28 protein-coding genes are annotated in these 24,092 nt (G+C 73.6%); 13 read left to right on the top strand and 15 right to left on the bottom strand.

Features of this window, described 5'->3' with window-relative positions:
• Positions 1-91 precede the first annotated feature (91 nt).
• Positions 92-1,180: a DUF1152 domain-containing protein gene (locus tag ACIRPK_RS30105; RefSeq protein WP_403044175.1), complete on the bottom strand. Its 1,089-nt coding sequence runs from the start codon at positions 1,178-1,180 to the stop codon at positions 92-94.
• Positions 1,181-1,411: 231 nt separating this feature from the next.
• On the opposite strand from ACIRPK_RS30105, the gene ACIRPK_RS30100 reads away from it, so the two are divergent.
• Entirely contained in the window at positions 1,412-2,803 is a 1,392-nt protein-coding gene (locus ACIRPK_RS30100; protein ID WP_403044172.1) for an STM4012 family radical SAM protein, read from the top strand.
• A gap of 8 nt (positions 2,804-2,811) precedes the next feature.
• On the opposite strand, the gene ACIRPK_RS30095 is transcribed toward ACIRPK_RS30100, so the two are convergent.
• From ACIRPK_RS30095 to ACIRPK_RS30080, 4 genes are all read right to left on the bottom strand, one after another.
• On the bottom strand, positions 2,812-3,645 hold the full coding sequence (locus ACIRPK_RS30095) for a tetratricopeptide repeat protein (protein ID WP_403044169.1): 834 nt from the start codon (positions 3,643-3,645) through the stop codon (positions 2,812-2,814).
• A gap of 47 nt (positions 3,646-3,692) precedes the next feature.
• Positions 3,693-4,634 carry a DMT family transporter gene (locus tag ACIRPK_RS30090; protein WP_403044167.1) on the bottom strand — a complete coding sequence of 314 codons (942 nt, stop codon included), beginning with the start codon at positions 4,632-4,634 and terminating at the stop codon, positions 3,693-3,695.
• 192 nt (positions 4,635-4,826) lie between these two features.
• Positions 4,827-5,156 carry a DHCW motif cupin fold protein gene (locus ACIRPK_RS30085; protein ID WP_403044165.1) on the bottom strand — a complete coding sequence of 110 codons (330 nt, stop codon included), beginning with the start codon at positions 5,154-5,156 and terminating at the stop codon, positions 4,827-4,829.
• 50 nt (positions 5,157-5,206) lie between these two features.
• Positions 5,207-6,550 carry a hypothetical protein gene (locus tag ACIRPK_RS30080; protein ID WP_403044162.1) on the bottom strand — a complete coding sequence of 448 codons (1,344 nt, stop codon included), beginning with the start codon at positions 6,548-6,550 and terminating at the stop codon, positions 5,207-5,209.
• 356 nt (positions 6,551-6,906) lie between these two features.
• Between ACIRPK_RS30080 and ACIRPK_RS30075 the strand changes: the two genes are divergently transcribed.
• Positions 6,907-7,443, top strand: coding sequence for an esterase/lipase family protein (locus tag ACIRPK_RS30075; RefSeq protein WP_403044160.1), 537 nt, complete (start codon positions 6,907-6,909; stop codon positions 7,441-7,443).
• Between the two features lie 21 nt (positions 7,444-7,464).
• Here the strand turns inward: ACIRPK_RS30075 and ACIRPK_RS30070 are convergent, their stop codons facing one another.
• Positions 7,465-8,412: an AEC family transporter gene (locus ACIRPK_RS30070; protein WP_403044158.1), complete on the bottom strand. Its 948-nt coding sequence runs from the start codon at positions 8,410-8,412 to the stop codon at positions 7,465-7,467.
• Between the two features lie 172 nt (positions 8,413-8,584).
• On the opposite strand from ACIRPK_RS30070, the gene ACIRPK_RS30065 reads away from it, so the two are divergent.
• From ACIRPK_RS30065 to helR, 4 genes are all read left to right on the top strand, one after another.
• A complete protein-coding gene (locus tag ACIRPK_RS30065; RefSeq protein ID WP_403044155.1) occupies positions 8,585-9,310 on the top strand; it encodes a formylglycine-generating enzyme family protein in 726 nt (241 codons plus the stop codon).
• Complete coding sequence (locus ACIRPK_RS30060) at positions 9,307-9,519, top strand: hypothetical protein (RefSeq protein WP_403044152.1); 213 nt, start codon at positions 9,307-9,309, stop codon at positions 9,517-9,519. The genes ACIRPK_RS30065 and ACIRPK_RS30060 overlap by 4 nt, the downstream gene beginning before the upstream one ends.
• A gap of 73 nt (positions 9,520-9,592) precedes the next feature.
• Positions 9,593-9,946: a VOC family protein gene (locus ACIRPK_RS30055; protein WP_403044150.1), complete on the top strand. Its 354-nt coding sequence runs from the start codon at positions 9,593-9,595 to the stop codon at positions 9,944-9,946.
• 207 nt (positions 9,947-10,153) lie between these two features.
• A complete protein-coding gene (helR, locus tag ACIRPK_RS30050; protein ID WP_403044147.1) occupies positions 10,154-12,301 on the top strand; it encodes an RNA polymerase recycling motor ATPase HelR in 2,148 nt (715 codons plus the stop codon).
• Here helR and ACIRPK_RS30045 read toward each other — a convergent pair.
• On the bottom strand, positions 12,288-13,340 hold the full coding sequence (locus ACIRPK_RS30045) for a hypothetical protein (protein WP_403044145.1): 1,053 nt from the start codon (positions 13,338-13,340) through the stop codon (positions 12,288-12,290). The genes helR and ACIRPK_RS30045 overlap by 14 nt on opposite strands.
• Before the next feature lie 134 nt (positions 13,341-13,474).
• Positions 13,475-13,660 carry a hypothetical protein gene (locus ACIRPK_RS30040; RefSeq protein WP_403044142.1) on the bottom strand — a complete coding sequence of 62 codons (186 nt, stop codon included), beginning with the start codon at positions 13,658-13,660 and terminating at the stop codon, positions 13,475-13,477.
• 338 nt (positions 13,661-13,998) lie between these two features.
• Between ACIRPK_RS30040 and ACIRPK_RS30035 the strand changes: the two genes are divergently transcribed.
• Positions 13,999-15,345 carry a hypothetical protein gene (locus ACIRPK_RS30035; protein WP_403044140.1) on the top strand — a complete coding sequence of 449 codons (1,347 nt, stop codon included), beginning with the start codon at positions 13,999-14,001 and terminating at the stop codon, positions 15,343-15,345.
• Between the two features lie 9 nt (positions 15,346-15,354).
• Here ACIRPK_RS30035 and ACIRPK_RS30030 read toward each other — a convergent pair whose 3' ends face one another.
• A complete protein-coding gene (locus tag ACIRPK_RS30030; RefSeq protein WP_403044137.1) occupies positions 15,355-16,590 on the bottom strand; it encodes an alpha/beta hydrolase in 1,236 nt (411 codons plus the stop codon).
• A gap of 85 nt (positions 16,591-16,675) precedes the next feature.
• Complete coding sequence (locus ACIRPK_RS30025; RefSeq protein WP_403044135.1) at positions 16,676-17,368, bottom strand: VanZ family protein; 693 nt, start codon at positions 17,366-17,368, stop codon at positions 16,676-16,678.
• A gap of 163 nt (positions 17,369-17,531) precedes the next feature.
• Between ACIRPK_RS30025 and ACIRPK_RS30020 the strand changes: the two genes are divergently transcribed.
• Complete coding sequence (locus ACIRPK_RS30020) at positions 17,532-17,990, top strand: nitroreductase family deazaflavin-dependent oxidoreductase (RefSeq protein ID WP_403044132.1); 459 nt, start codon at positions 17,532-17,534, stop codon at positions 17,988-17,990.
• 7 nt (positions 17,991-17,997) lie between these two features.
• On the opposite strand, the gene ACIRPK_RS30015 is transcribed toward ACIRPK_RS30020, so the two are convergent.
• Genes ACIRPK_RS30015 through ACIRPK_RS30005 form a run of 3 tightly spaced genes read right to left on the bottom strand, consistent with a single transcriptional unit; the run spans position 17,998 to position 19,359 of the window.
• Positions 17,998-18,315, bottom strand: coding sequence for an NIPSNAP family protein (locus ACIRPK_RS30015; protein WP_403044129.1), 318 nt, complete (start codon positions 18,313-18,315; stop codon positions 17,998-18,000).
• Complete coding sequence (locus ACIRPK_RS30010; protein WP_403044182.1) at positions 18,312-18,659, bottom strand: hypothetical protein; 348 nt, start codon at positions 18,657-18,659, stop codon at positions 18,312-18,314. The genes ACIRPK_RS30015 and ACIRPK_RS30010 overlap by 4 nt, the downstream gene beginning before the upstream one ends.
• Before the next feature lie 31 nt (positions 18,660-18,690).
• Positions 18,691-19,359 (bottom strand): DUF4097 family beta strand repeat-containing protein, encoded by a 669-nt coding sequence (locus ACIRPK_RS30005; protein ID WP_403044126.1) that lies wholly within the window; start codon positions 19,357-19,359, stop codon positions 18,691-18,693.
• A 224-nt stretch (positions 19,360-19,583) separates the two neighbouring features.
• On the opposite strand from ACIRPK_RS30005, the gene ACIRPK_RS30000 reads away from it, so the two are divergent.
• The 3 genes from ACIRPK_RS30000 to ACIRPK_RS29990 all read left to right on the top strand — a co-directional run bounded on the left by ACIRPK_RS30000 (position 19,584) and on the right by ACIRPK_RS29990 (position 21,507).
• Positions 19,584-20,339: a helix-turn-helix domain-containing protein gene (locus tag ACIRPK_RS30000; protein WP_403044123.1), complete on the top strand. Its 756-nt coding sequence runs from the start codon at positions 19,584-19,586 to the stop codon at positions 20,337-20,339.
• Positions 20,340-20,439: 100 nt separating this feature from the next.
• Complete coding sequence (locus tag ACIRPK_RS29995; RefSeq protein ID WP_403044121.1) at positions 20,440-20,880, top strand: DUF2690 domain-containing protein; 441 nt, start codon at positions 20,440-20,442, stop codon at positions 20,878-20,880.
• 105 nt (positions 20,881-20,985) lie between these two features.
• Complete coding sequence (locus ACIRPK_RS29990; protein ID WP_403044118.1) at positions 20,986-21,507, top strand: hypothetical protein; 522 nt, start codon at positions 20,986-20,988, stop codon at positions 21,505-21,507.
• Between the two features lie 35 nt (positions 21,508-21,542).
• On the opposite strand, the gene ACIRPK_RS29985 is transcribed toward ACIRPK_RS29990, so the two are convergent.
• Together ACIRPK_RS29985 and ACIRPK_RS29980 are read right to left on the bottom strand one after the other, a co-directional pair.
• Positions 21,543-22,796 (bottom strand): monooxygenase, encoded by a 1,254-nt coding sequence (locus ACIRPK_RS29985; protein WP_403044115.1) that lies wholly within the window; start codon positions 22,794-22,796, stop codon positions 21,543-21,545.
• Positions 22,797-22,907: 111 nt separating this feature from the next.
• On the bottom strand, positions 22,908-23,132 hold the full coding sequence (locus ACIRPK_RS29980; RefSeq protein ID WP_403044112.1) for a hypothetical protein: 225 nt from the start codon (positions 23,130-23,132) through the stop codon (positions 22,908-22,910).
• 117 nt (positions 23,133-23,249) lie between these two features.
• Here ACIRPK_RS29980 and ACIRPK_RS29975 point away from each other — a divergent pair, with 117 nt between their 5' ends.
• Both ACIRPK_RS29975 and ACIRPK_RS29970 read left to right on the top strand, forming a co-directional pair.
• Positions 23,250-23,624 (top strand): RNA-binding S4 domain-containing protein, encoded by a 375-nt coding sequence (locus ACIRPK_RS29975; protein ID WP_403044110.1) that lies wholly within the window; start codon positions 23,250-23,252, stop codon positions 23,622-23,624.
• Positions 23,625-23,670: 46 nt separating this feature from the next.
• A complete protein-coding gene (locus ACIRPK_RS29970) occupies positions 23,671-24,090 on the top strand; it encodes a YchJ family protein (RefSeq protein ID WP_403044107.1) in 420 nt (139 codons plus the stop codon).
• The last annotated feature ends 2 nt before the right edge of the window (positions 24,091-24,092 follow it).

The raw sequence follows: 24,092 nt of genomic DNA, 5'->3' as shown, positions 1-24,092 counted from the left end.
AGCTACCTCGCCGGCCTCCAGCTTCGCGGCGCGATGATCTGGATCAAGGACCTCGCCAGAACCACCGCTTGATCACGACCAAATACGCGCCCTAGCCCAGCCGGAGCCGCCAGAGCGGCGGGACGTGGCGCCCGGCCGCCCGCAGCGCCGTCCGCAGCAGGGTGGACTCGCCGGTGGTCAGGGCGAGTTCCTCGGTGATCCGGCGGGTGGTGACGTACTCGACGCCGGTGGCCGCCGCAGCGGCCGCCCAGTCGGCGAAGCGCTCCCCCGGGTCACCGCCGGCGGCCCGCACGGCGGACGGCTCCGGGGGCAGCGCCCGGGCGCGGTCGCGTTCGCGGGCGATCTCGGAGAAGCCGCAGACCGCCGCACACGCCGCCTCGGCCTGTGCCAGGTCGGTACTGCCCGCCAACGCCCTGGCCAGCGGGTTGAGTTCGAGCGCCCGGGCCAGGGGGAGCCGGTGCACGCCCGCGCTCGCGGGGCCGAGCAGGACCGGCTGCGGGGCGTCCCGGGTGCCGCAGACCCCGCGCACTCCCCGGGCCGCCGCCACCAGCAGGGCGCTCGCCTCGGACGGGTGCCAGTCGAAGACCCCGTCCACGACGGCGGTGTGGCGGTCCGTCAGGGCGAATGCGGCGGTGCCCAGCCGGGGCAGCAGCAGCGCCTCCGGCACCTCCGAGTCCAGCCCGGGCCCGGCCACGTACACCGTCGCCGGCAGGCCCGCCGCCGCGCAGCCGGCCAGTGCCAGGGCGTCCCCGAGCGGGCTGCGCAGGGTCGGTTCGGTGCCGTCGGCGACCACGTCACCGCCCACGTCGACCACGTCCACCCGGTCGGCGCCGCAGTACCGCGCCGCCGCCCGGATCTGCCGGGCCAGTCCCTCCGCACCCTCGTACGGGTCCAACAGGCCCAGTTCAGGACCGAGTTCACCTGCCAGCCGGGGCAACAGCGACCCGGCCGGTGGCCTGGGCGCGGTCCCCGGCGTGACCAGGTGCACGCCGGGCCCGGCCGCGACGGTGCCGGTGAAGTCGGCGGGCCGCCGGGGGCCGGGGACGGGGTCCACCACCAGCCGCTCCCAGGCGTAGGTCAGCACCAGCGCCGGGGTGCCCGCACCGTACAGCGCGGCGTGCACCAGCGAGGTCGCGATGGCGTCGCCGCCACCACCGGCGGCGATCAGAAGTCGCTTCATGGCCACCAGAGTTACCGCACCTCAGGACGCATCTCCAAGCCACGCCGCCGGCGATAACAGCCACGGCCGAACGGCACAAGGTGCGGAACGTTCCAAGCGCCCGGCTCCCCGAGGAGCGCAGTTCTGATGTTCACCCCATCAACACAACTGACGCCACGTCAATAGCTTTACGTGCAGGCGCGATCGACAGTTCGTCACCATCGAGTCCAGCCGAGAGGAAACACCGGACCCATGGCCGCACCAGTCCCCGTCCGACTGTCCGCATCCGTGCCGGAGGAACCGGCCGCCACCCCCTACCAGCAGTACGTCTACGCCTACCCGCACCAGAAGGCCTACCGGCTGCTGACCGACCGTCCCCTGCTGCGGGACGTCTGGGCGAACGAGCGGCTCGACGCGCTCTCGCTCTACGTGCACATCCCGTTCTGCGAGATGCGCTGCGGCTTCTGCAACCTGTTCACCCGCACCGGCGCCCCCGAGGACGTCACCCGGGCGTTCCTCGGCACCGTGGAACGCCAGGCCAGGGCCACCCGGGAGGCCCTGGACGCGAAGGGCGACCCGGTCCGCTTCACCCTGGCGGCCTTCGGCGGCGGCACCCCCACCTACCTGACCGCCGACGAACTCACCAGGCTCTGCGACATCTGCGAGCACGTGATGGGCGCCGACCTCAAGGTGCTGCCCTGGTCGGTGGAGACCTCACCGGCCACCGCCACCGCCGACCGGCTGGCCGTGCTCGCCGAGCGCGGGGCCACCCGGCTGAGCATCGGCGTGCAGAGCTTCGTCGACGAGGAGGCCAGGGCCGCCGTCCGGCCGCAGAAACGCAAGGAGGTGGAGGAGGCACTCGCCCGGCTGAAGGAGGCGGCCTTCCCGATCCTCAACATCGACCTGATCTACGGCATCGACGGCCAGACCGAGCAGTCCTTCCGGGTCTCGCTGGACGCCGCGCTGAGCTGGGAGCCGGAGGAGATCTACCTCTACCCGCTGTACGTCCGCCCGCTGACCGGCCTGATGGCCCGGCACGACAAGGACGGCAGGCTCTGGGACGAGCAGCGCCTGCGGCTCTACCGGTACGGCCGCGACCACCTGCTGGCGGCCGGCTACCGGCAGACCTCGATGCGGGTCTTCCAGCGGATCGGCACCGCCGCCGTGGAGCTCTCCGACCTCGCGGGCATCAGCGAGTACAACCAGCAGGCCGGCATGGTCGGACTCGGCGTCGGCGCCCGCTCGTTCACCACCGACCTGCACTACACCACCGACTACGCGGTGGCCGTGCCGGAGGTGCGCCGGATCATCGACGACTACCTCGCCACCCCCACCGAGGAGTTCAGGCGGGCCCAGTGGGCGTTCCGGATGGACCAGGACGAGCGGCGCCGGATGTTCGTCCTGCAAGCCCTGCTGGAGTGGACCGGGCTGCGCACCGACGCCTACCGCCGGCAGTTCGGCACCCGGCCGGAGGCCGACTTCCCGGCCGAGTTCGCCGCCCTCGCCGAGCGCGGCTGGCTGACCACCGGCGACGGCGAGACGCTGCTGCTCACGGCGGAGGGGATGGCCTGGGCCGACGCGATCGGCCCGCTGTTCTTCTCCCCCCGGGTGAACGACGCGATGAACTCGTACCAGGAGCGCTGACCCCCGGCTCAGCCGGCCGACCGGCGTCGGAGGGCCGCCCCCGCCCGTCGGGTCGAACGGGCCCGGAGCAGGCGGCCCTCCCTCGTGAGGTACCAGGTGAGCCAGGCCAACGACTCTTCAAGGGACGCCAGTTGGCTCCTCGGGTGCGGATCGGGGAGCCGGCCGATCAGCCGCAGGGCCTCGTCGACGACGGCGGGCACCTCGGTGTGCCGCTCCCGCTTGGCCAGGCGCAGCGCGAGGTTGGTGGTGGCGTGGGTGAGGCCCGACGGGTCGTCCCGCTCCGTCTCGGGCACCCGGCGCATCAGGCCGACGGCCTCGCGGCCGGCGGCGAGCGCCTCCTCGTGCTGCTCGGCATCGGCGTACCGGATGCTGAGGTTGTTCAGCGCGCGGGCCAGTTCGAGCACCAGCAGGACCCGGTCCGTGGCAGCTGCCTCGCGGTAGTGCGCCACGGACTCCTCGGCGGCCCGCAGCGACTCCCGGTGGCGGCCGAGCGCGGCCAGTCGGGTGCCCAGCGAGTCGAGGGAGTTCGCCAGCAGGATCCGGACGGTCCGGGGATCGGCGCCACCACCGCCGCCGAGCCGCCTGCGGTACACCGCCACCGCCTCGGCGATCGGGGCGACCGCCTCGGCCGGTCGGCCCAACCAGGCCAGCACGAGGCCCAGGTCGTGCAGGAACACGGCCAGCCGGAGCTCCGCCCCCGGGTCGACCGCCGCGAGCGGCCGGACCGTCCGCACGGCGTCGCGCATCATCGGAAGGGCGCGCTGCAGGTCACCGGCGTCGGCCAGCCGCATGCCCCGGCCGGCGAGTTCCTCGCCCCGGACGAGATCTTCCTGATCGGGCATGCCGCGTCCCCCGTGGTCGGATGCCCAGCGCCGTTCCCGGCCCTGGCTCACTCTGCCGGGGACGGCTCCGGGAGCACGCCCGGTTCCCGGCCGGACAGCACCGCCCGGGTCCGGCGGCGGGGCCAGGAGACCAGCACCAGCCCGCCGAGCAGCAGAGCCGCTCCGCAGCCGCCCGCCACCCCGAGCCGTTCGCCGAGCAGGGCGAGCCCGAGCAGCGTCGCGACCAGCGGTTCGGTCAGGCTCAGGGTGCCGACGGTGGCGGCGCTCAGCCGGCCGACGCCCCGGGTGAAGAGCAGGTAGCCGAGCGCGGTGGTCCCGAGCGCGAGCCAGCCGATCAGCAGCAGGCTGCCGGGTTCGGCGAGGTGCTGCGGCGCCGCCGACAGCCCGGGCGAGACCAGAACTCCCGCGCACAGCACGCTGATCGGTGCTGCGGCGGCGGTGTCCGCACCGCGCTCCGCGAGCCGGCCGGTGACCGCGATGTAGCTTCCGAAGCTGGCCCCCGCACCCACCGCGAGCAGCACGCCCGGCCCCGAGGCGCGGCCCGTCTCGCCCGGCAGGAGCAGCAGCGCGATCCCGGCCACCGCACCGGCGGTGCCGACACCCCAGCGGGCGCCGAGCCGCTCCCCGGCCGACCGACGGGCCGTCAGCCCCGCCACCACCGGGACGGTCCCGAACGCCACCGCCGTGGCCACCGCCGCCCCGGAGCGGGCGACCGCCTCCAGGAAGCAGACCTGGAAGGCGGCGGTCACCAGCACCCCGACCACCATGGCGCCGCGCACCCCGGGCCGCCAGAGCGTCCGAAGTCCGGCCCGCCGTACGGTGAACAGGGCCAGCACCGCGCCGCCGAGCAGCATCCGGCAGGCCCCGAGCGCGACCGGCGCGACCTCGGTGTCCGCGAGCACCTGCGCGGGCCCGACCGTCCCCCAGAGCACCGCGGCCGCCAGCACCGGCCACACCCCGCTGCCCGCCACCGTACGTCCGCCCGCCACGCGCCCTCATCCCGCCAGGCCGGGGTGCGGGCCGTGCCTCGGCCCACCGAACGGCGGGCCGCCCGGCGACACCCGATGCCCGAACGCTAACGGGGCGTCAGAACGGGTGGCCATCGCACGAGTCCACCAATCCGAGCCGTCGGGCGGTCGCCCGTCCCGTAGGTTCGCACCAGCTCCGGGGGCGCACCGTTCTCAGTCCACCACGAACAGCCGGGCGCCCTCCGTCGTGCTGGAGCGGTGCGCCAGGGTGTCGTCGCCGACCTGGTAGCTGGTGCCCGCGGTGAGCGTGACCACCTCGCCGTTGCCCAGCTCGGTGGTCAAGGTGCCTTCGAGGACCAGCAGGATGTGCCCCCGGTCGCACCAGTGGTCGGCCAGGTAGCCCGGGCCGTACTCCACCATCCGGACCCGGACGGCCCCGAACTCCCTGGTCCGCCAGGTCGCGACGCCGGTCTCGCCCGGGTGCTCGGTGGCCGCGACCTGCGACCAGTCGGTGGTGCCGAACGGAATGTCGATCATGTCCATCCCGGCAGCGTAGCCGTCCCGCTCCGAGCGCGGGACGGCCTCGCCCTCCGCTACGGCGCCTTGACGTCGGTCTGGCGGCCGCTCTTCAGCAGGCAGTCCCGGAACTCGTACCAGGGCGTGACGCCCGTCCAGCGGAGGAAGCCCGAATCCCCGGTGCCGGCCGTCATGTTGATGAACCGGCAGCCGTCGTAGAGCAGCTTGCCCATGGTCATCGCGGTCGGCGCGATCACCTGGTGCGAGCCCATCAGGATGCAGTCCTGGTAACGCACCATCGGCCCGCGCGAGGGGTTGACCGTGTCGAAGCGGTACAGGTGGGTGACCGCGGTCGGCGCCCAGGGTTGGTACGAGTTGGCAGTGTCGTCACAGGAGACGAAGGTGATCGTGCCCTTGTACCAGGCCGAGTCGATCAGCTTGTGTCCGACGCCCCGCAGCTCGAACCGGATGCCCTGCACCAGCAGCCGCATCACCGAGTCGGCACGGGAGTTGGCCGCCGCACCGAGCTTGAAGATGGTCCCGGTCGAGGTGCCGTCGGTGATGATGTAGGAGCCGCCGATGAAGTTCATCGACCCGCCGCGCTCGTTCCGCACGAAGATCCCGGACTTGAACTCGACCTTGCAGTCCCGGAACCAGTAGTTCAGGAACTGGTCCTGCTGGGAGACCGCGGGCGTCATCCCCGTCACCAGGAAGGCGTCGGTGTAGGAGCCGCTGATCTGGCAGTGGTCCCAGCCCATCTCGCTGTTCAGGTTGGCGGCGGCCGGCCCGTCCAGGCCGATGCCGACCTTCCAGCTCCCGCGCCACTCGACGTCGGTGTACCAGGTGTCCTGGACCCCGTAGGTGGTGGAGGACCTGGCGACGTTGAAGGTGGCGGTCTCGTCCAGGCTGTCGAAGGTCAGCCCGCTGATCCGGATGTTCCGGTACCGCTGGTCGTTGGTCCAGAGCACGGTGTCCTGGACCGTCGGCGCGTACGTGATCCGGGACAGCCGCTTGCCGTACCCGACGATCGCGATACCGTCCACGACCTTCTTCGCGGTCTCGCCGCTGACGTTCGGCAGCAGCGAATCCGGCTGGTTCAGCAGGTAGTTGCCCGGCGGGATCAGCAGCACCTTGGTCGGCGTCGGCCCACCCACCGGACCGACCTGCTCACCGGCCAGCAGCTCGTCAGCCGCCGCCCGGAACGCCGCGTCACTGGCCGTCCGGCCCGTCGGGTCGGCCCCCTTCGCCAGCACGTTCACCACATGGGCGTCCACCCCGGTTGCCGTGACCGCCGCCGCACTCCCCCCACCCAGCGCCAGGCTGCCCGCGATGGCGCCCACCCCCGTGAAACCGGCGAGCAGCGCCCGCCGGCCGGGCCGCGCCGCCGCCTCGTCCTCGCGCGCCGGACTGTCGTCGTTCATTCGTGCCGTGTACCTGGACAACGTGCTCCCCCTCGTGACGGATCTTCTCAGAGCAGCATGATCATCTGTCATGCCCCTCGGGTGCCACAAGCCCCGGCCGTCGGGCGGACCGGGTTCCGCTGCCCTCCGGCGGGGGAGGATCCCCGGTGCCCCACCCCATCCGCCGTCGAGCTCCCGGGAGTTGGCCCATGCACCGTCGTACGTTTCCCGTCGTCCTGGCTCTGCTGGCGGCCCTCGGGGGGGCCGGGACCGCCCTCCCCGCGCAGGCGAGCGGGCCGGTGCGGGCAGTCGGGGCCGGGCCGAATCCGGTGATCTTCGTGCACGGGCGGAACGCGGGCCCAGGAGTCTGGGGCAGCATGACCGCCGACTTCCAGGCGCACGGCTTCCCCGCCGACCGGCTGTTCACCTGGTCGTACGACACCAGCCGGTCCACCAACGAGCTGCTGGCCGGTCAACTGGCCTCGTACGTCGAGCAGGTGCGGCAGCAGACCGGGGCCGCGCAGGTCGATCTGGTCGCCCACAGTCTGGGCAGTCTGCCGACCCGCTGGTACGTCAAGTTCGGCGACGGCGGCCGGACGGTGGCCCACTGGGTCTCGCTGGCCGGACCCAACCACGGCACCACGCTCGGCTACCTCTGCGCGCTCTGGGACCAGGGCTGCCGGGACATGACGCCCAACTCCTATGTGGTCGGCCACCTCAACCAGGACGACGAGACGCCCGGCAGCACCCGCTACACCACCGTCCGCTCCTCCTGCGACGAGCAGATCGCCCCCACCGGCAGCACGGCGCTCTCGGGGGCCGTCAACCTGGAGTCGGCCTGCCTCAAGCACAACGACCTGCTGACCGACCCGGCCGTGGCCGCCGCCGTGCGCACGGCACTGACGTCGCCCTGAGCCGGACCGATCACCGGCGGGTCACCGGGTCAGGGTCCAGTCCACCGCCGACAGGGTGACCATCGAGAGCAGGGTCGACCAGAGCACCGCGTTGCGCGGCAGCACGGTGCTCAGGCCGTGCTCCCGGGCGAACACGAACACGTTCTGGGCGGTGGGCAGCGCCGAACAGAGCACCACCGCAAGCAGCTGACGGTCGTTCAGCTCCAGCAGGCCGCCCACCGCGAGGGCGACCAGCGGCTGGATCAGGTTCTTGGTGAGCACCACGACCCCGACCTCGGCGCGCCGCGAGCTGCCCGTGGTGGCCGGGCGTCCGTGCAGCGACAGGCCGAGGGTGATCAGCGCGGTGGGGACACCGGCGCCGCCGAGCAGCGAGCAGGAGTGGGCGAGCGCGGTCGGCAGCTGCCAGCCGAGGGCGGAGCAGCCCGCGCCCAGGGCCGAGGCCAGGATGACCGGGTTGCGCAGCGGCATGCCCAGCAGCCGGGACAGCCGCCGCCTCGGCCCCGCGCCGGCTCCCCCGCCGCCGGTGCCGAGGTCCAGCGCGGTCAGGATCACCGGCGTGACCAGCAGCACCTGGAAGAGCAGCACAGGACCGATGAACGAGGCGTCACCGAGCACCTGGACGGCGACCGGGATGCCGAGGTTGGCGGAGTTCACGTACCCGGCCGCCATCGAACTGATCGCCCGGTCGGCCGGGCTCCGGTCGAAGAGCCACCGGGCGGCCGCCCAGCCGAGCAGCGAGGCCACCAGGGTGCCGGCCGCGAAGGCCGGCAGCGAGGGGTTGGCGAAGCTCCCGAGCGGGGCCCCGGCCAGCATGGTGAACAGCGCGGCGGGCATGGCGACATGGAAGACGAAGCGGCCGAGCACCGCCTCGGCCTGCTCGCCCAGCAGCCCGGTCCGCCCGGCCAGGTAGCCGACGGCGGTCAACGTCCAGATCGGCACGAAACTCGACAGCAGAGGTTCCAGGGTCACGAGGCACCATCATCACCCCTGGCCCGGAGGCCGCCCCAGGGGGCCGGCCGGCCCGGGCTCCCGGCACCACCCGGTCGGATCCGCACCACGGACGCCGGTTCCGCACCGCAGGACGGTACTTCGAGCCGGATCCGCTGGACCGGCCGAGCCGCCACGCTACGATCACTTGCCCATGGACGTGAACGAAGCAGCCGAGACCGTCGACGTCCCACCCGGGCAGGTCACCCTGTCGGACCGTCGCACCCAACGGAGTTGGTCGGCCGAGCTCGGGCCGTACCGGCTGGCGCCGCACCCGGTGACCCAGGAGCAGTACGCCCGGGTCACCGGCCTGCGGCCGAGCACCGCGCAGGGCGACCGGCTCCCGGTCGAGGGCGTCTCCTGGCAGGACGCGGTCCGGTTCTGCAACGCCTGGTCCGCGCAGCAGGGGCTGACGCCCGCCTACCGCCTGCACCCGGACGCCGGGACCGTCGAGTGGGACACCTCCGCCGACGGCTACCGGCTGCCCACCGAGGCCGAGTGGGAGCACGCCTGCCGGGCCGGCACCACCGAGGCCAGGTACGGCCCGCTCGACGAGATCGCCTGGCACCGGGGCAACTCGGCCGAGCGGATCCACCCCGTGGGCGGCCGGCAGCCCAACTCCTGGGGCCTGTACGACACGTTGGGCAACGTCTGGGAGTGGTGCTGGGACGTCTACGACGCCGAGGTCTACGGCAGCTACCGGGTGCTGCGCGGCGGCGGCTGGTTCGACGAACGGTGGAGCTGCCGCGCCTCGGTCCGCCGCCGCAGCCACCCCACCTTCCGGATCGACGACGTCGGCTTCCGGGTGGCCCGCTCCGGCCACGGCCTGCCGATCCGAGACCGTGGGCCGTCCGGCCCGGGGGTTGGATCGCGCGGATGACCGAAGCCCCGAGCGGGTACGAGCGCATCAGGCCGAAGCAGCTCCACCAGACCGTCGGCCTGGCCGACGGGCGCGTCCCCGGCGAGCGGGCCTGCGCGTGCCTCCGGACCGGATCGCTCGCCGCCGGTGCCCGCCTCGCGCCGGCGATCAGCGAGCTGCCCGTCTCGCGGACGACGCTCCCGATCTGGACGTGCGGCCCGACGGCGTGACGGTGCGGCTGATCACGGTCGTCGAGGACCACTACGGGCTGACCGGGCGTCACCTGGAGCCGACCCGACGGCGGTGCAGACCGTCCAGGTCACCGTGGACGCGCTGCCCGGCCCTGCGGTGGTGGCGTTCTGGCAGGCCCTGCTCGGCTACCGCGGCCGGTCCGGCAGCGCCGAGGACCTGATCGACCCGCACCGCCGTGGGGCACCGTTCCACTTCCAGCAGATGCACCAGCCGCGCCCGCAGCGCAACCGGGTGCACGCGGACGTCCGGGTGCCGTACGACCAGGCCGAGGCGCGGATCGCCGCGGCGCTCGCGGCCGGTGGCCGACTGGTCAGCGACGCCGACGCCTCGTCCAACTGGGTGCTCGCCGACCCGGAGGGGAACGAAGCCTGTGTCGGAGCGGCCGGCCCGCCCGACCAGGGCTGACGGCCCCGGACACGACAACGGCAGAAGGGGAAACCCACCTCCTGCCACTACCAAGATATAGCGCACGGGGGGCCTTGCGGCAAGGCCCCCCGCGTGCCGCAGAATCACTGGCCTGAGCCGGTAACCTGCGGAAACGGGAGACTCACCAAGTGCGTGTGCAGTTGTCAGCTGATGACCTTTCGGTGACGTCGGATCGGAGCCGCTGACATGACCTCTCTGACCAGCAACGCGTTCGACCTTCCCGACCGCCTCGCCGCCAAGGCCGACCCGGCCCTCACCGACCGGGACGAGCGGCACTTCGCCGCCGTCGCGGAGAGCCTCGACCAGGCCGTCGCCGAACTCTCCGAGCTCCTCGCCGCCGCCCGCCGGGCGCCCGGCGGCCTCGGCCGGGAGGCGATGGACCGCGACGTGGAGATCCACCGGCTGACCGGTCGGCTGCGCACGCTGCGCCGCTTCGGCCTGGACCTCTGCCTCGGCCACGTGGTCGGCTCGGACAGCCCCGAGCCGGTCTACATCGGCCGGCTGGGGCTGACCGACAGCACCGGCCGCCGACTGCTGCTCGACTGGCGCTCCCCCGCCGCCGAGCCGTTCTTCGCCGCGACCCACGCCAACCCGATGGGCCTGACCAGCCGCCGCAGGTACCGCTGGACCAGGGGCCGGATCAGCGACTACTGGGACGAGGTGTTCACCGCCGACGGGCTGGAGGGCCACGCCGCACTGGACGACCAGTCCGCCTTCATCGCGAGCCTGGGCGGCAGCCGGTCGGACCGGATGCGCGACGTGCTCGCCACCATCCAGGCGGACCAGGACGCGATCATCCGGGCGGGCTCCCGGGGCACCCTGGTGGTGGACGGCGGTCCCGGCACCGGCAAGACCGTGGTCGCCCTGCACCGCACCGCCCACCTGCTGTACTCCGACCCCCGCCTCGGCCACCGGCGCGGCGGCGTGCTGTTCGTCGGCCCGCACCAGCCCTACCTGGCCTACGTCGCCGACGTGCTCCCCAGCCTCGGCGAGGAGGGCGTGCAGACCTGCACCGTCCGGGACTTGGTCCCCGAGGGCGCCAAGGCACCGGTCGAGACCGATCCCGAGGTGGCCCGGATCAAGTCCCGGGCCGAGCTGGTGCGGGCGATCGAACCGGCCGTCGGCCTCTACGAGGAGCCGCCCACCCGGGGGATGACGGTGGAGACCCCCTGGTCCGACCTCTGGCTGAGCGCCGACGACTGGGCCGCCGCCTTCGAGGCACCGGACCCGGGCACCCCGCACAACGAGGCGCGCGACCAGGTCCTGGAGGAGCTGCTGACCATCCTGCTGGACAAGGACGACAGCGAGGCCCCGCCCGAGCAGGTCCGCCGCTCGCTGCTGCAGAACCGTGAGCTGATCACCACCCTGAACCGCGCCTGGCCGATGATCGAGGCGACCGACCTGGTCGGCGACCTCTGGACGGTACCGGCCTACCTGCGCAAGTGCGCCCCCTCGCTCACCCCGGACGAGGTCCGGCGGTTGCAGCGCGAGGACGCCCAGGCCTGGACGGTGTCCGACCTGCCGCTGCTGGACGCGGCCCGGCAGCGGCTCGGCGACTCGGGTGCCTCCGACCGCAAGCGACGGCACCGGGCCGCGGTGGCGGCCGAACGCGCCCGGCTGGACGACGTGATCGGTCACATCCTGGAGGCCGACGTGGACGGCGACGGCGCGGTGACCATGCTGCGCGGGCAGGACCTGAAGGGCGTGCTGGTCGACGACGACGCACTGCCCGGCGCCGACCGGGAGCCGCTGGCCGGCCCGTTCGCGCACATCGTGGTGGACGAGGCGCAGGAACTGACCGACGCGGAGTGGCAGATGCTGCTGCTCCGCTGCCCGTCCCGGAGCTTCACCATCGTCGGGGACCGGGCCCAGGCCAGGCACGGCTTCACCGAGTCCTGGCCGGAGCGGCTGGAGCGGGTCGGGCTGGACCGGATCGAGGTGTCCGCACTGGGCGTCAACTACCGGACGCCGGACGAGGTGATGGCCGAGGCCGAGCCGGTGATCCGGTCCGTGCTGCCGGACGCCAACGTGCCGACCTCGATCCGCAGCAGCGGCATCCCCGTCCGGCACGGATCGGTCGGTGAGCTGGACGAGGTGCTGACCGGCTGGCTGGCCGAGCACGCCGAAGGCGTCGCCTGCGTGATCGGCGACCCGGCCTTCCGCCCGACCGACCGGGTCAGCTCGCTCACCCCGGAGCTGACCAAGGGGCTCGAGTTCGACCTGGTCGTGCTGATCGACCCGGCGACCTTCGGCGAGGGGACCGAGGGGGCGGTCGACCGCTACGTCGCGATGACCCGGGCCACCCGGGAGCTGGTGATCCTCACGAGTTCCTGACCCGGTCAGGGACGTTCGCGGGGGCCTCGGCCCCCGCGAACGGCAGCACGGTGCTGTGCATCTGACGCTGCACCACACTCAGCGGGCCGAGGCCGCCCAGCAGGGTGGTCAGCCGGTGCACGGCCTGGCCCGTCCGGGCGGCCGGGCCCGGCACCAGGGCGATGGTCCGGGTGTCGAGCGCGAGCCAGTCCGGCCGGACGTCGGTCGGGTCGGTGAGCACCCTCAGCCTGCTCGCGGTCCGCTCGACGGCCGTGCCGAGCAGCCGGCCCGGGCGGCCCGAGGGCGAGAGGCTCCAGACCTCGTCTGCGGCGGAGCAGAGCGCGACGAGCGTGTCGAGCCGGTCGGCCGGGCGGTAAGGCCACTCGTCGGGGTGCTGGCCGCGCAGCGCGGGGAACCGCGCGCGCAGCACCCGCAGGGTCCGGATGGCGTCCTCGACCACCACCTCGGGCGAGAACACGAAGGAGACCCGGTCCGGGTCGAGCCGTTCGAGCTCGGCGCTGATCGCGGGTCCGGGGACGGTGTACAGCCTGCGCCTGCCCTCCGCGCCGTCCAGGTGGTCGAAGGCCGTGGTGGCAGGACCGATCACCAGCACCGCGTCGCCGCGCCGCAGGAACGCCCGGACGGTGCGGCGGGAGCGCCGCAGTCCGGCCGGCTCCGACCCGCGCGGGACGGGGACGCCGAAGCCGGGCAGCAGGATCCGGCGGGTGGCGACCGTCCGTTCCCAGTCGGCGGTGCAGCGGGCCGCCACCCGCTGCCTGTCCGGGTCGTCCGCGCGGGCGCCCACCGCGAGCCCCACGGTGCCGAGCCGGGGGTCCAGGTAGGCGAACCCGTGCCAGCTGCGGGAGGTGCCGTGGTCCGCCGGGACGGCCGGGACGGCCCGGGCGTCGTGGCCCTCCGCGCGCAGCGCGGCGGCCACCAGCGCGGCGGCCGGGGCGACGGCCGGACCGTACCCGGGGTGGTCGAACGAAGTCGCCACCAGCAGCTCGCCGTCGGCCGCGCAGGTGTCGTTCCACGCGGCCTGCCGTTTGGTCCGGTTCACTCGCTCGCTCCCAGGAGTCGGTCCGGGCCGCGACCGGCCCGCCGACTCAACGACCGGCGGTGGTACAGGAAACGTTCCCTCCGCCGAAAGTGGGCCTCCGAGCCCGGCGCGGGCTCAGCCGGCCCGGGGCGGGCTCACGAGCGGGCCGAGGCGGTGTCGACGTTCTCCAGGATGCCGATCGCGTCCGGCACCGGCACCGCCACCGGGGAGGAGGCCGAGACCAGGTACTGGATGATCGCCTGGTCGGTGATCCCCGTGAACCGGACGTTCAGGCCCGCCTCGTACTGGTCCGGGAGGCCGCTGCGGTGCAACCCGATCACGCCGCTCCCGGCCGGGCTCGGCCCGGCCGAGCACCCACCTCCCCAGGTGGTGCGGCGTCATGTCGGCGACCTCTCCCCGCCCGCGGGGTCCGCTGCCAACGCGTGGGCCTCCTCCGGTCCCGGGTGTGCGGAGGTGCGCACGCGCCCACGGCTCACTCCGGTCCGCCCTGACAGGCGGGTTGACGGGGCCTGGGATCCGGGTAGTCCTCCGACCGGATGGACGTACACCCAGCTAACCCCGCGGTCCCGACGGTCCGACAGATCTCCCGCCGGAGAACCGCGTTGCGGAGGTCCCCCATGTTGCACGGCTCCCACCGACCCCCGGACGGGTGATCGCCATGGCCGCTTCCCACCCTCCGAACCATCATCTGCGCGCCCTGATCGGCGAGACCGGCTGGAGCGGCGAGCAGTTCGCCCGTGCGGTCAACCGGCTCGGCCGGGCCAGCGGGCTCGCCCTGCGCTACGACCGCACCTCGGTGGCCCACTGGCTCAGCGGCTCCAAGCCCGGCCACCCGGTGCCGGCCCTGGTGGCCGAGGTGCTCTCCCGGGCCCTGCGACGGGAGATCACCGTCGAACAGACCCATCTGCTGCGGGCGCCGGGCCCGCCGCCCCCGCCCGACGCCGACCAGGTGTTCACCACCCTGGCCTGGCCGACCCCGGGCCGGGGCCGGCCAGGGCCGGTGTACACCCTGACCGGGCCGGGGGTCGCACCGTACGCGCGGCCGACCGCGACCTGGGGGGCGGGCGCCGCGCCGCAGCACCCGCCCAGTATCGGGACGGAGCACGTCCAGACGGTCAAGGACCTCTTCACCGCGTTCTCCACGATGGAGGAGAACCTCGGCGGTGGCCGGGCCCGGCCGGCCCTGGCCGGCTTCCTGGGCTCCTCGCTCACCACCTGGCTGCACGCTCCCGCACCGCCCCGGATCCGCCGGGCGCTGCTCCGGAACGCCTCCCAACTCGCCTACCTGGCAGGCTTCATGTGCTTCGACGAGCTGGACCACGGCGCCGCCCAGGCGTACTACGGGGCAGCCGCCCGGCTGGCGGCGGAGGCCGCCGACCCGGCGGCGCACGCCGTGGTGCTGCGGGCGCTCAGCGTCCAGGCCCACTACCTCGGGTACCGGGCGCACGCCCTCGACCTGGCCCGGGCGGCGGCCGGACACCTCTCGGCCCTGACGGTCCGCCAGCAGTCCTTCGTGCTGGGCCAGTACGCGGTGGCGGCGGCCGGCACCGGGGACCGCCGGGCCGCCTTCGCCCATCTCGAGCGGACCAGACAGCTCCTGGAGTCCTCGGACAGCGGGGCCGACGGCTTCGGCAGCTACCACTGGGCGGCCTACGCCCACCAGGAGGCCGAGACGCTCGCCGCCCTCGGGGACTCCGCCGGGGCACTCGCCGCGCTCGGCCGCTCACTGCGCGAACGCCCGGCCGCCGAGCGCCGGGCCAGGGCCGTCACCACCGCCCGGGCCGCCGAACTGTACCTCGACCGGGGGCACCTGGACCGGGCCTGCGCGGCCTGGCAGACCGTCCTCGACGACTGCCGGCACCTCGACTCGGCCCGGCTGCGGGGGGCGGTGGCGGGCATGCGGAGCCGGCTCCAGACGCACCGCACCAGCCCGGCCGCCCGGACTCTGCTGGACCGGGCGCGGGCTCTGACGGAGGCCACCCGCTCCCGCCAGAGCCGGAGTTGACCGGGCCGGTCAGCTTCCCACCTGGTCGAACCAGCGCACCACCTGGGGTGCGGACCGCAGCGCCGTCCCGTAGTGGTCGACCTCGGCGCCCTGGTCCACCACCTGGGCCTGCGCCCCGTGCCGGGCCAGACTCGCGGCACAGGCCGTCGCGTTGCCGATCGGCACGTCCCGGTCACCCGAGGCCGTGTAGATCCGCACCGGCACGGCGGGCCGCCACTCGCAGGCGTCACTGTTCGCCGCGGCCACCGCCCGCAGCGCGCCGTGCGGATCGCGGACGTTCGCCAGCCACTCCGGGGTGAGCGCCTCCTCCGGCGAGGCCGGCAGCGACTGCACGATCTCGCTCTCCGGGTGGGAGCCGTCGAAGAGTCCTTCGACGAGTTGGGCGTAGGGCGCGCGGAACACCTCCGCCGGGTCCTGGTAGAGCGGGCGCAGCTTGTTCTGGGAGGTCAGGAAGTACGAGAGGTAGAAGACGGCGGTGTGCGGTTCGATCCGGCCGTCCGTGACACCCGGCAGCTCGTTGCCGATGAGGTCGTACGGGCCGGCCATCGGGGCCAGCGCGCGCAGCCGGAACCCGTCGCGGCCCCGGGAGAGTTCGCGCCCGAGCGCCATCGCCACCTGGCCGCCCTGGGAGAACCCGGTGGCGTAGACGTCCCGGGTGACGGACCGGCCCAGCCGGTCCCCGGCCGTCCGGGCCGCCCGGAGCATGTCGACGGTGGCGGTGACGGCGGAGCGGGTGTCCATGTAGGGGTGCGAGCCGGGGCCGGCGCCGAGCCCGAGGTAGTCGGGGGCCGCGACCGCGCGGCCCGCGGCGGCGTGCAGGTACGGCGTCAGCCGGTTGTCGCCCGGGGCCCCGGTCGGTGCGCTGTCCCGGTACACCGTGGTGCCGTGCGTGTCGGAGACCAGGTCGAGGCGGGACGGGCCGCCGCGCGGCAGCACCAGCAGCCCGGTCGCCGTGGTGGGGCGGCCCTTCGGGTCGACGGTGGCGTACGTGAGCCGGTAGGCGCTGACGCCGTGCCGGACGGTGCCGGTGTCGATCCCGTCGGCGGTGAGCGCCTCGACCACCTGGCTCCGGCTGAGCACGTCCAGCGGGGCGACGGCGACCAGGGTGCCCCTGGCGGCCACCGACTGCGTCACGGTGCCGGGCGCCGCGACGGCCACCGGTGCTGCGGTGACGCCGAGTACGGCGGTGAGGACCATCGCGGCGGCTCCGCGCCGCAGCCACTGCTTGTTCCGGTTCTTCGTCATGCACCAGACGCTATTTCGCCGTCCGGCGCACCGACATCCCGCTGCCCACCGGGCCGAGCGGGGGCTACCCCCAGCTGACCCGTCGTCAGCTGGGCGGGTACGAAGCTGCCGTGGGGCCGCGCCACCAGCGGCGCGAGGCGAGGGCGGCCAGCCCGGCACCGGCGGTGTTGAGCAGGACGTCGTCGACGGAGGACACCCGGTCCAGCCACAGGACGTACTGCGCGGTCTCCACCAGCACCGAGCAGCCCGCCGCGAGAGCCAGCACCCGGGAGACCGAGGCGAGGGCCGCGAACCGCAGCGGCGCGAGGAACCCCAGCGCCGCGAACACCAGCAGGTTGCCGACGATCTGCACCGTCGCCGCCGCCGGGGCGCCCGCGAGGATCGCGCTCAGGTCCCGCAGCGGCACCAGGCTCACCCGCCGGGGGACGACGCCGGCCCCGGAGCCCGGCAGCATGATCATCCACACCCACGGCACCGTCCCGTGGACGATGCCCACCTCGGCCGACGACCTGCGCCACGCCCACGCCGACGCGGCCCCGGCGGCACGCCGACGGCGGGTCAGCGCCCACGCCACCAGCGCGGACACCGGCAGTGCGGCGATCGTGGCGAGGACCACGCCGTTGAACGTCCCCGCCCAGGCGTGCCACCCCGCACCACGCCGGTGCCACAACCCCTGCCCGACGAAGGCGACGGCCGCCGCACCGAGCAGCACCGCAACGACGCGTACGGGTCGGCGCGTTCGACGCTCCTGGGGTGACGCTGATCCGGTGTGGTCCATGGCTCCGCCGAAGCCTACTTGTCGCATGATCAGCTGGACACCGGGGCTCCGGGTACGCCCGCTGTTCGGAGCAGGACGCGTACCCTCGGGTGGCGCCGGTCGTTGTGCAGATTCGTCGAGTTCGTTCGGCGACCGTCCACCACCGAAGGCAGGGATCCTCCTCGTGACCACCATCGACTGGGACCACCCGACCGACCCCAAGCCGGGCAGCTGGCAGTTGGACCACGTGAAGCTGTACGTGGGGTCCAACGGCGCCGAGGGCCAGCACTGGAACGGCACCCAGACCTTGCTGTTGACCACCGTCGGCCGCAAGTCCGGCAAGCCGGTGCGTACGCCGCTCATCTACGGGGAGGCGGACGGCGCCTACCTGATCGTGGCCTCCAAGGGCGGCGACCCCGAGCACCCGCTCTGGTACCGCAACCTGCAGGAGCACCCCGAGGTGCGGATCCAGGTCGGGCCGACCGTCCTCCAGGGCACGGCCCGCACCGCCACCGCCGAGGAGCGGGCCGCGTACTGGCCGGTGATGGTGGGTCACTGGTCCGCGTACGACGAGTACCAGACGAAGACGGACCGCGAGATCCCGATCGTCGTCATCGACCCGATCCCCGCTCCCGAGGGCTGACCCGGCGTCAGCGCTGCTTCCCGGTGTCCAGGGGCTTCAGGAACCGGCGCTCGTACCGCCTGATGCACCCGGTGGTCCGGGCCAGTTCGAAGGCGGCCAGGCACTCGGGATCGGTGGCGCTGGCGATCCGGTACTGCTCGTACTCGGCGAGGCTGCCGAAGGAGAAGAGCGCGTAGGCGATGTCGCTGTCCCCCTCGCTCGGGAGGAAGTAGCCGTGGTGGTCGCCGCCGAAGCCGTCGACCAGCTTGACCCAGCGCCGTCCGTACTCCTCGAAGTCCGCCAGCTTGTCGGGGTCGATCTCGTACTTCAGGTGCACGGTGATCATGTCGTACTGCCTTCCGGGGTGACTCGGTGGATCGGGTGCCGCGATCCGATCCTCCCCCGCCGGGAAACCCCCGCACCAGCTGCAGGACCGCCGAAGGTGATCGAAATGCCGCCAACCCAACGGGCGGCCCACTCCGGTGTGGTGTCGGGGTGGCGGGCGGGCAGGGGGTTGCGGCGGAGCATGGTGGGTGAGGCGCGCAGGGTGTGGGTGCTCATCGGGCGTCCTCCTCGGCGTGGTCGGTGGTGGGGGCGACCCTCGTGGACGTGGATGTCGACACCGTCGAGCACGGTCTTGTCACCGTAGGACGTGCGCAGGCCGTTCGCCGCTGTGGCCAGGTCGGTCATGAGGTGTACTCCTGCGGAAGTGGACGGGCCGTCAGAGGCTGCGAGCGGTGATGTCACCGTGGGCGGTGGTCGCGTGGATGGTCAGGGTGGCGGTGCCGTCGCCGTTCCGGAGCGCGTTGTGGATCCGCCCGTGGGCGGTGCCGGCGTCCAGCGAGGCGGACGTGCCACGGGCCGCGTCGATCGAGATGGCACCGGCCTCGGTGCGCAGCACGACGGTGCCGGAGGTGGCCTCGGTGATCCGGATGTCACCCTTCGCGGTGCTGATCTCCGCCGGGCCGGTGAGCCGGCCGAGGGTGATGTCGCCGGACTGGAGCGTGAGTTGGGCGCTCGCGGCCTCATCGAGCTTGACCGGGCCCTGGGCGTTCTCCAGGGTGACGTCCCCGAGCCGGCCCACGCCCCGGATCTCGGCGGCGGCGGTCTTCGCTTCGACCCGGGAGCCGGTGGGCAGTTGGACGGTCACCTCGACCGCACCGGAGGCACCGAGGTACTGGTTCTTCGCCGGCCGGACGGTGACCCGCAGGACGCCGTCGCCGTACTCGACCGTGGTCTGCTCCGCCGCCTTCACGTCACGGCTCTTGGACGCATCCACGGGGCGGACCTCGACCGTGGTGTCGGCCCGGTCGGCGGCGATGAAACGCACCTGCCCTGCGGGGACGTCGAGGACGGCGGTGATCGGGGCCGGGGTGTCGAACTTCTGCATGACGCTCTCCTTGATGGTTTCGTTTCTGACATTGGAAAAGCTACGTTGCGTTCGCAGATCTGACAACGGACTCGTTGCGTCAAAACAGCATCACCGCAGCTCAACCTGGTAAAATCGTTGCAACAGCTCAGTTCCTAACGCAACGGCAGCCCCTCGATACGTTGCATTGAATGGAAAATGAACGCTATGCTGGCGGCAACAGGAAAAGGCGGAGGGAGATCGCGGTGCCGGGTGGCAGGCTCAGCCAGCAGGAACGTCAGCAGATCGCGTCGGGGGTGGCGGACGGGCTCGCCTACGCGGAGATCGCCCGAGCGCTGGGGCGCCCCACCTCGACGGTCACCCGGGAGGTGATGCGCAACGGCGGCCCCACCTCGTACCGTGCCGACCTGGCCCAGCGCTCCACCGAACGCCGCACCCACCGGCGCAAGCCGGCCACGCCCCGGGGCGCCCAGGCGCCCGCGCAGCCGCACGGGCGCGACCCCGAGGCGGTGGCCGAGTACGAGGAGACCTTCACCACCCTCTTCATGCAGCAGGGCCTGCCCAAGATGACGTCCCGGGTGCTGACCTGCCTCTTCACCACCGACTCGGGCAGCCTCACCGCGTCCGAACTCGTCCAGCGCCTCCAGGTCAGCCCGGCCTCCGTCTCCAAGGCGGTCGCGGCCCTCGAAGGTCTTGGCCTGATCCGCCGGGAACGCGACGACCGCCGCCGCGAGCGGTACGTGGTCGACGACGACGTCTGGTACCAGTCGACGATCGCCAGTGCGCACGGCATCGCCCAGGTCGCCGCGACCGCCCGGCAGGGTGTCGGCGTGCTCGGCCCCGGCACCCCGGCCGCCGCCCGCCTGGAGAACATCGCGCGCTTCAGCGACTTCATCAGCGAGAGCATGCTCCGCGCCGCCGAGCAGGTCCGCGACGTCCTCTACACCAAGCCCGAACCGGCCCCCGGCGGCGCCGGCACGCCGGATCAGGACCAGGCGTAGCCGTCACCCGAACTGCTGAACCACCGTCCCACTCCACATGTGGCGCACCATCACCGGGTACTCCGAGCACGAAGGTTCGCCACCGGAACGGGAGACACCCATGGCATCCACGCGCATCCTGGTCACGGCCGCCGCCACCCTGGCCGTCCTGCTCGGCCCGGTGACCGGCGCCTCCGCCCGGTCCGCGCAACCGCTCGCGGCCGCCGCCTGCAAAGGGGCCGCCTGCAACGGCAAGGACCCGGTGTCGGCGGGCTGTGACCAGGACGGCAGGCTGGTGGAGAGCGTGCCGCTGGCCTCCGACCGGAGCATCAAGGTGGAGCTGTTCCACAGCACCGCCTGCCAGGCGAACTGGGCCCGCAGCGTCGGCGCCCCGGACGGCGGCGCGGTGCTGGTGACCAACAAGAAGGGCGCCAGGTACGTCCGGAACACCAACGGCGCCAAGAAGTACGTCTGGACGCCGATGGTCGACGGCACCGTCCAGGCCCAGGCCTGCCTCGGCCCGCAGAACAGCGACGCGCTGACCTGCACCCGGTACCACTGACCCGTCGTCAGCCCGCCGCCTCCACCCGGGCCTCCGCACCCGGGTCCGACGGTCCGTGCGTCCCCGCCCCTGCCGCACCGCCGTCCGGTGTGATCAACTGTTCCCATGAGTACTGCGCACACGTCGCTGGGCCCGCTGACACGTGTCGACGACCGCTGGCTGGTCGGCGATCACCAGCGGGCCGGCGGCATGTGGCTGGAGTTCCGGGCCGAGGGGCTGTGCGTCCACCAGACGGACTCCACCGAGCTGGTGACGCCCTGGGCCAGGATCATGGACCTGAACCGCTTCACCCTCGGTGCCAAGTACCCGCGCGGCTCGTACGGCGCGCTGGCGGTGCTCGGCGGCTGGCCCGGCCCGTGGAACGGACGCGGGCGTGGCCACCTGCACCTGACGCTGCGCCACCCGTACGAGGACTGGCTGGCCTCCTTCGACCGCCACCCCCGCCCGTACAGCTTCGTCGAGGTCACCCTGTTCGACGCCCTGCTCCGCCGCACCGCGGAGGACGGCGGGATCCACCGGCTCGGCGACCGCGAGTGGCTCGGCCGCGCGGTCCAACTACTGGCGGAGCAGCGGCCGATGAGCGCCGGCCGGATCCGCGACGCGGTCACCGAGGCGCTCCGGGCCTGAGCCCGCGCGGCACCGCCGCCGGATCGGACCGGCCGTCAGCGCGGCGGGTTCGGCGCGGCCCCGGGCACGGTCGGCATCGCCTGGCCGCCGATGCCGGCCACGCCGTCCAACTGCCACTGCCACCAGGCCGTCATGGTCGGCTCGGTCATCGCCGCCCAGTCGGGGGTGCACTCCGCCTGGGCCCGCCCGAGGCGGCGGGCCAGCGCGACCAGCTCCCGGCCGGTGGATCCCCGGGCCGCCTGGTAGGCGCCCAGCAGATCCGCCCAGGAGTCGGCCTGCCGCCAGGCGGTCTCGAACGCGGCGGCGTCCTGCAGCGCCTTGGCCGCGCCGCTGGTGTTGTGCGGCCGGACCACCGAGGCGGCGTCACCGGCGAGCAGCAGCCGCTCCCCGACGGTGAGTTCGGTCTCCAGGTCGTAGATCGGCTGCACCGAGGTACGCTCCGGCGGGGTCAGCCCGATCACCCCGGCCCAGTACGGCGGGAGCCAACGCTGCGCCAACTCGGCCAGCCGGTCGGCCAGTTCCCCCGACACCCCGCCCGGCGGGAGGCTGGTCGGGTCATCCAGCCGGGGGCCGGTCGCCGGCGGGGCGCCGTAGAACACCCAGTTCACCATCGGCCCGTCCGGCCCGGGGATGTGGTAGACCACGCAACTGCCGCCCGGGATGCCGAGGGTGATCGCGTCGGTGTCCCGCCAGTCGGTCCCGCCGCCGGCCGGCCCGCCCAAGGCGGCCAGCCGCTCGGCGGGGTAGCTGCCGCGCCAGCAGACGTACCCGGCGTAGCTCGGCCGGGCCCCGGGCGAGACCGCTTCGCGGACCACCGACCGGTAGCCGTCGGCCCCCACCACCAGGTCGAACCGCTCCACCGACCCGTCGGCCAGCCGCACTTCGGCGCCGTCGGCGTACCCCCGCACGCCCTCCACCGCCGCGCCCTGCCGGTACTCCACCGCGGGCGGGGTGGCCGCGCGCAGCCCGCGCCAGAGCAGGCCCCAGTGGTAGGAGTGGAACGGGAAGGGCTGGTCCCACATCACCCGCCCGGTCCGGGAGTCGCCGTCCTGGACCAGCCACTTGCGCCGGGTCAGCCGGTGCGCGGCGATGCCCGGGGCGAGCGCCCCGGTGGCCAGCAGCTCGGCGGCCCGGTCGTCGTGGATCGCCAGACCCACCCCGCGATCGGCCAGTTGGCCACCGGTGCGTTCCAGCACCACCACCTCGGCGGCACCCGCCCGGGCCGCCGCCGAGGCGAACGCACACCCCGCGATGCTCCCACCGACCACCGCGACCCGACCACCGCGCATTGCCGCTCCTCCTTCGGGTGACTTACCGTCAGCCACCCTACCGGCCTTCCCCCGTACGGCACTTGTGCATCGGCCCGGACGGACGCCACCGGGGCGGGCCGGTGCGCGGGGTCAGCGGCCCTGGTTGCGCGGGTGCTGCCGCGCCGTGCGTTCGTTGCCGTGCTTGTAGTGGCCGGTCCACCGGGCCATCACCAGCTGGGGGTCGCCCGCCTCGATCTCGGCCAGGAACTCCGCCGCCCGGGGGCCGCGCAGGGTGCCGGCGGGCTTGCGGTGGTGGATGATCACCACCGTTCCGTCAGGGCGTTGGCTGTACTCGAATCCCGAGGGTGCGGGCATCTGCTGACTGCTCGTTTCGTGGTGTGCTGCGACGGCGGTGCGGACCGGCACAGCGTGCCCTGCGACCCTGGGCCGGGCAAGCGGTTTTCGCTCCCACCAGGGCGGTAGGGTCGAAGCATGGCAACCGACGAGTCGAGCGTACGGGTGGACGCCTGGATCTGGTCCGTCCGGCTCACCAAGACCCGGTCCCTGGCCGCCGCCGAGTGCCGGGCCGGGCACGTGCGGATCAACGACGAGCGGGTGAAGCCCGCCCAGGCCGTCCGCGAGGGTGACGTGGTCCGGCTGTTCCACGCCGGGGTGGAGCGGATCGTCACGGTCCGCAAACTGATCCGCAAGCGGGTCGGCGCCGAGGTCGCGGCCGAGTGCTACCGGGACGACACCCCGCCCCCGCCGCCACGGGCGGAGGCCGAGATGGCGGGCATCCGGGACCGGGGCGCCGGGCGGCCGACCAAGCGCGACCGCCGCGAGCTGGAGCGGCTGCGCGGGCTCTGACCGGCCGGACAGCCTGGCGGGTCCTGGCAGGCCGCAGAATAGGGGCATGTCACGACGCACCAAGCCCTCGCCGCGCCCCACCGCCACCACCGCCTGCCCCTGCGGCCTGCCCGCCGGCTACCGGGAGTGCTGCGGCCGCCTGCACCGGGGCGAGCTCGCCGCCACCACCGCCGAGCAGCTGATGCGCTCGCGGTACAGCGCGTTCGTGGTCGGCGACGAGCCGTACCTGCTGCGCACCTGGGCCGCCGCCACCAGGCCGCCGTCGGTCGACTTCGACCTGGAGCTGCGCTGGCAGCGGCTGGAGGTGCTGGCGAGCACCGAGGGCGGGGCGTTCCACACCGAGGGGACGGTCACCTTCCGGGCGCACTTCGTGCACCAGGGCGAGGAGGGCGTGATGAGCGAGCGCAGCGGCTTCGTCCGGGAGGACGGCGCCTGGGTGTACCGGGACGCACTCGAACTGAGCTGACG

It is taken from the genome of Kitasatospora sp. NPDC101801 (assembly GCF_044766665.1).
Lineage (GTDB): Bacteria > Actinomycetota > Actinomycetes > Streptomycetales > Streptomycetaceae > Kitasatospora.
This window is presented reverse-complemented; position numbering and strand designations above follow the sequence as displayed.

Bases quoted from the DNA above. Each gene is read 5' to 3' on its own strand.
- ACIRPK_RS30105 (WP_403044175.1), bottom strand. From the start codon at position 1,180: ATGAAGCGACTTCTGATCGCCGCCGGTGGTGGCGGCGACGCCATCGCG.
- ACIRPK_RS30015 (WP_403044129.1), bottom strand. From the start codon at position 18,315: ATGATCACCGTGCACCTGAAGTACGAGATCGACCCCGACAAGCTGGCG.
- ACIRPK_RS30010 (WP_403044182.1), bottom strand. From the start codon at position 18,659: ATGACCGACCTGGCCACAGCGGCGAACGGCCTGCGCACGTCCTACGGT.
- ACIRPK_RS30005 (WP_403044126.1), bottom strand. From the start codon at position 19,359: ATGCAGAAGTTCGACACCCCGGCCCCGATCACCGCCGTCCTCGACGTC.
- helR (WP_403044147.1), top strand. From the start codon at position 10,154: ATGACCTCTCTGACCAGCAACGCGTTCGACCTTCCCGACCGCCTCGCC.
- ACIRPK_RS30030 (WP_403044137.1), bottom strand. From the start codon at position 16,590: ATGACGAAGAACCGGAACAAGCAGTGGCTGCGGCGCGGAGCCGCCGCG.
- ACIRPK_RS30080 (WP_403044162.1), bottom strand. From the start codon at position 6,550: ATGAACGACGACAGTCCGGCGCGCGAGGACGAGGCGGCGGCGCGGCCC.
- ACIRPK_RS29990 (WP_403044118.1), top strand. From the start codon at position 20,986: ATGAGTACTGCGCACACGTCGCTGGGCCCGCTGACACGTGTCGACGAC.
- ACIRPK_RS29975 (WP_403044110.1), top strand. From the start codon at position 23,250: ATGGCAACCGACGAGTCGAGCGTACGGGTGGACGCCTGGATCTGGTCC.
- ACIRPK_RS30085 (WP_403044165.1), bottom strand. From the start codon at position 5,156: ATGGACATGATCGACATTCCGTTCGGCACCACCGACTGGTCGCAGGTC.
- ACIRPK_RS29970 (WP_403044107.1), top strand. From the start codon at position 23,671: ATGTCACGACGCACCAAGCCCTCGCCGCGCCCCACCGCCACCACCGCC.
- ACIRPK_RS29985 (WP_403044115.1), bottom strand. From the start codon at position 22,796: ATGCGCGGTGGTCGGGTCGCGGTGGTCGGTGGGAGCATCGCGGGGTGT.
- ACIRPK_RS30065 (WP_403044155.1), top strand. From the start codon at position 8,585: ATGGACGTGAACGAAGCAGCCGAGACCGTCGACGTCCCACCCGGGCAG.
- ACIRPK_RS30095 (WP_403044169.1), bottom strand. From the start codon at position 3,645: ATGCCCGATCAGGAAGATCTCGTCCGGGGCGAGGAACTCGCCGGCCGG.
- ACIRPK_RS29995 (WP_403044121.1), top strand. From the start codon at position 20,440: ATGGCATCCACGCGCATCCTGGTCACGGCCGCCGCCACCCTGGCCGTC.
- ACIRPK_RS30025 (WP_403044135.1), bottom strand. From the start codon at position 17,368: ATGGACCACACCGGATCAGCGTCACCCCAGGAGCGTCGAACGCGCCGA.
- ACIRPK_RS30100 (WP_403044172.1), top strand. From the start codon at position 1,412: ATGGCCGCACCAGTCCCCGTCCGACTGTCCGCATCCGTGCCGGAGGAA.
- ACIRPK_RS30035 (WP_403044140.1), top strand. From the start codon at position 13,999: ATGGCCGCTTCCCACCCTCCGAACCATCATCTGCGCGCCCTGATCGGC.
- ACIRPK_RS30075 (WP_403044160.1), top strand. From the start codon at position 6,907: ATGACCGCCGACTTCCAGGCGCACGGCTTCCCCGCCGACCGGCTGTTC.
- ACIRPK_RS29980 (WP_403044112.1), bottom strand. From the start codon at position 23,132: ATGCCCGCACCCTCGGGATTCGAGTACAGCCAACGCCCTGACGGAACG.
- ACIRPK_RS30060 (WP_403044152.1), top strand. From the start codon at position 9,307: ATGACCGAAGCCCCGAGCGGGTACGAGCGCATCAGGCCGAAGCAGCTC.